Source organism: Planococcus sp. RAB007_Raresut (assembly GCF_057369535.1).
Map to the genome: position 1 here is coordinate 1 of NZ_JBXYIF010000046.1, position 371 is coordinate 371.

The 371-nt window shown below is 48.2% G+C and carries 1 pseudogene; it reads right to left on the reverse strand.

The features are described 5' to 3' along the window. Positions 1-257 (reverse strand): annotated as a pseudogene (locus AC2Q9J_RS17685) (hypothetical protein); the annotation flags it as partial. Positions 258-371 lie beyond the last annotated feature (114 nt).

Consider the following 371-nt stretch of genomic DNA (forward strand, 5'->3'; position numbering starts at 1 on the left):
GTGCGCTCGAGCAAGTAGATAAGCCACCTGACGTCACGAGCCAGGTTAGCGCAGACACCGTGCACGAACGTGAGACCGAGGAAAGCCATGCTAGATAAGACAGGATGAATGGCAGAGAACCCGTTGCGGACGGACTCGAAGGCGACAAGGAGCAATCCGACGGAAAAGACGCTGACGAACCACCAGAATCCGAAGTTAGAGAATGAACGTTTTGGGTCATGCACCATATGATGTCGATTCCGGATGATCGATGCCATTCTCTCCACCTCCTTTATTAGAATATTCTGAATATTTAGTAACACTACTATACTATCCTGTACCCATTTCCGACTATTTGAATACGCGCACAACATGCTGAATCGTGAGGATTT